The 3,246-nt window shown below is 60.1% G+C and carries 3 protein-coding genes; all 3 read left to right on the forward strand.

The window, feature by feature from the left end:
• The first annotated feature begins 212 nt into the window (after nucleotides 1-212).
• The 3 genes from VMJ11_RS09240 to VMJ11_RS09250 all read left to right on the forward strand — a co-directional run bounded on the left by VMJ11_RS09240 (nucleotide 213) and on the right by VMJ11_RS09250 (nucleotide 3,215).
• Nucleotides 213-1,765, forward strand: a protein-coding gene (locus VMJ11_RS09240) for an IS3 family transposase (RefSeq protein ID WP_325619115.1) whose coding sequence is annotated in 2 segments (ribosomal slippage) — nucleotides 213-675 and nucleotides 675-1,765 — 1,554 coding nt in all. Because the reading frame shifts where the segments join, the coding sequence is not laid out codon by codon here.
• Between the two features lie 116 nt (nucleotides 1,766-1,881).
• Nucleotides 1,882-2,976 (forward strand): IS630 family transposase, encoded by a 1,095-nt coding sequence (locus tag VMJ11_RS09245; RefSeq protein ID WP_325619116.1) that lies wholly within the window; start codon nucleotides 1,882-1,884, stop codon nucleotides 2,974-2,976.
• The gene (locus VMJ11_RS09250; protein WP_325619117.1) at nucleotides 2,973-3,215 is read left to right on the forward strand and encodes a DUF6429 family protein; all 243 of its coding nucleotides are present in this window, start codon (nucleotides 2,973-2,975) and stop codon (nucleotides 3,213-3,215) included. Before VMJ11_RS09245 ends, VMJ11_RS09250 begins: the two co-directional genes overlap by 4 nt.
• The last annotated feature ends 31 nt before the right edge of the window (nucleotides 3,216-3,246 follow it).

Genomic DNA, 3,246 nt, shown 5'->3' on the forward strand with positions numbered 1-3,246 from the left:
CGCACCCGCCGTGGGCGCTCCGATCTCTCGGGCGGCGGCGATAACGCCGTCAGACTCGCTGCGCCTTGCCAACGGGCTCGATCATGAGCGCCGTTAGGAGGCTCGATGAAGATCATTAGCGTCGAGATCGAGTTTGCTACCCCCCGGCGTCAGAATAGATGTCATGTTGTTTGATTCTTAGACATGGTTCGGGGGCGGTAGAATCGGGATGAATGAAAGCCTACCCAGAAGAAAGAAAAGAAGCCCTCGTGCGTCGCATGATGCCGCCGGAGAATGCGCCGGTGTCGGCGCTAGCACGAGAAACGGGGATTACCGAACAGACGTTGTACACGTGGCGCCGACAGGCGAAAGGACGAGGGGTGGCAGTGCCGGGCGACGGGAAGAACCCCGAAGGATGGTCTTCGGAAGACAAGTTTGCCGTAGTGCTGGAAGCCGCCGCGCTCAACGCAGCGGAGCTGGCCGAGTATTGTCGTCGCAAAGGTCTATACCCCGAACAGATCGCTGCGTGGCGGGCTGCCTGTCAGGCCGCCAACGCGAATGCTGCCGAGCAGGCGCGCGAGCAGCGCCACCAGTCCAAAGAGGACAAGCAGCGCATCAAGCAGCTCGAGAAGGAATTGCAGCGCAAGGAGAAGGCCCTGGCGGAAGCGGCGGCGCTGCTGATTCTCAGAAAAAAAGCCCAGGCGGTCTGGGGGGACAAAGAGGACGACTGATCAACGTCCCGGATCGCCTGTTGTGTATATCGTTGATTCGCGAGGCAGTCCAGTCGGGCTGCCGGTTGGAGAACGCTTGCAAGGAGCTGGGCCTGAGCCTGCGCACCTTCCAGCGCTGGGTCCGTGATGGCGAGGCGGTGCGCGCTGATGGTCGGACCATGATCGAGCGGCCGGCGCCGCGCAACAGGCTGAGCGAGGCCGAACGGCAACAGATTCTGGAGGTGGCCAATAGCGCTGAGTTCGCCAGCTTGCCGCCCAGCCAGATCGTGCCGAGCCTGGCCGACCGCGGCGTGTACCTCGCGTCGGAATCGAGCTTTTACCGTGTGCTGCGAAGCGCCTCGCAGCAGCATCACCGGGGTCGTGCACGCCAGCCCTCGACGCGCGTGGTCACCAGCCATTGTGCGACGGAGCCGAATCAGGTCTGGTCGTGGGACATTACGTGGCTGCCTGCGGCGATCAAAGGCAAGTACTACTACTGGTACATGATGCTCGATGTGTTCAGCCGCAAGATCGTGGGTCACGAAGTGCAGGAAGTGGAGTCTGCTGAACTTGCTGCGTTGCTGATGCGGCGTGCGAGTCTCGCAGAGGGCCTCGCGGGACGTCCGCTGGTGCTGCATTCGGACAATGGCAGCGCGATGAAGGGCGCGACGATGCTCGCCACACTCGAAAACCTGGGCGTGATGGCCTCGTTTAGCCGACCGCGCGTGAGCAACGACAACCCGTACGCCGAGGCGCTGTTTCGCACGTGCAAGTATCGACCCGACTATCCGCGCAAGGCATTCGCGAGTCTTGAAGAGGCGCGCGCCTGGACGCAGCAGTTTGTGCGTTGGTACAACCACGAGCATAAACACAGCGGCCTGAAATTCGTCACGCCGGCGCAGCGTCATAGCGGCGTCGCCACTGCGGTGCTGGCACAACGGGAAGCGGTCTACGCGCAGGCAAAGGCACGCAATCCGCAGCGTTGGTCCCGCTCGACTCGCAATTGGGAATTGAAGGATGAAGTCTGGCTCAATCCGGAGCGGATGCCGCCGGTCGAATTAAAGCAGTGCGCGTGAAGTGACATGACAACTACGTTGACAAACACCGCTAGTGTCCTGAGTTGAAAATTCATTGAATGATGCCGACCACGTACTAAAGTGTTCTGTGTGGCACTTGATACGAGGAGGCAGCGATGAGCGGACGGCCCAAAGGCGAGCTTGTGCTGAGCGAATCGGAGCGCGAAGAACTTCAAGCGCTGACGATGCGACGCAAGACCGCGCAGGCCTTGGCATTGCGGGCGCGCATCGTGTTGGCCTGTGCCGACGGCATGGACAACAAGACAGTTGCGGTGACACTTCGGGTCACTCAGCAAACAGTTTCGAAGTGGCGGGCGCGGTTCGTCATCCATCGTCTGGACGGACTGCTCGATGCACCACGGCCCGGCGCCCCGAGGACGATTGATGACGCGCGGGTCGATGCGCTCATTGCGAAGACGCTCGAGTCCGTGCCTGTCGGAGCGACTCACTGGAGCACGCGCACGATGGCTCGCGAGATGAAACTGTCGCAAACGGCGGTCACGCGGATCTGGCGTGCTTTTGGCTTGCAGCCGCATCGGCAGGAAACGTTCAAGCTCTCCAGCGATCCGTTGTTCGTCGACAAGGTACGCGATATCGTCGGGCTTTACCTGGACCCGCCACTCAAGGCCATGGTGCTGTGCGTGGACGAGAAGAGCCAGATTCAGGCGCTCGATCGTACGCAACCCGTATTGCCGTTGGCACCCGGCATCGCTGAGCGACGCACCCACGATTACATGCGCCACGGCACAACCACCCTGTTCGCGGCGCTGGATATCGCTACTGGAGAAGTGATCGGTGAGGTACATCGGCGCCATCGCAGCAGCGAATTCGTGCGCTTTCTGCGCACCATCGACGCCAGCGTGCCGTCTTACCTGGATGTGCATCTGGTGATGGACAACTATGGCACGCACAAAACGCCCTCGATCAAAGCCTGGTTCGCTCGTCATCCTCGCTTCCATGTTCACTTCACACCCACGTCGGCGTCGTGGCTTAACCAGGTCGAACGATGGTTTGCCGCGCTCACTGAAAAGTACCTTCGACGCGGCACGCACCGGTCGACACGTCAACTCGAAGACGCGATCCGTCATTACCTGGACGTCTATAACGCGAACCCCAAACCGTTTGTCTGGAGCAAGTCGGCGGATGAGATCCTGGCCAGCCTCGAACGGTTTTGTGTGCGGGTCCGCAAGGCTGTGGCAGGAGCATCATGAATATCAATACCGACGCAATTGATGAAGTTTCCCTGGCGCTTCTCTACCTCACCCTGCATGACCGATACCGTGCGTGGAAGGGTTTCGACTGGGATGTTCTGAACCGACTCCATGAACGAGGCTTCATCGAAGACCCTGTCAACAAGACGAAGTCCGTGATCTTTACGGAAGAAGGACTGCGCGAGTCCGAGCGACTCTTTAACCAGCACTTCGTCATTCCGGAAAGAACGGGAAGTTGATTCAACGAACTTCTAACTCACGACACTAGCG

Source organism: Paraburkholderia sp. (assembly GCF_035501035.1).
Classification (GTDB): Bacteria; Pseudomonadota; Gammaproteobacteria; order Burkholderiales; family Burkholderiaceae; genus Paraburkholderia.

What these genes read in the sequence shown, in the direction of transcription:
- VMJ11_RS09250 (WP_325619117.1), top strand. Translation starts at nt 2,973, where the DNA reads ATGAATATCAATACCGACGCAATTGATGAAGTTTCCCTGGCGCTTCTC.
- VMJ11_RS09245 (WP_325619116.1), top strand. Translation starts at nt 1,882, where the DNA reads ATGAGCGGACGGCCCAAAGGCGAGCTTGTGCTGAGCGAATCGGAGCGC.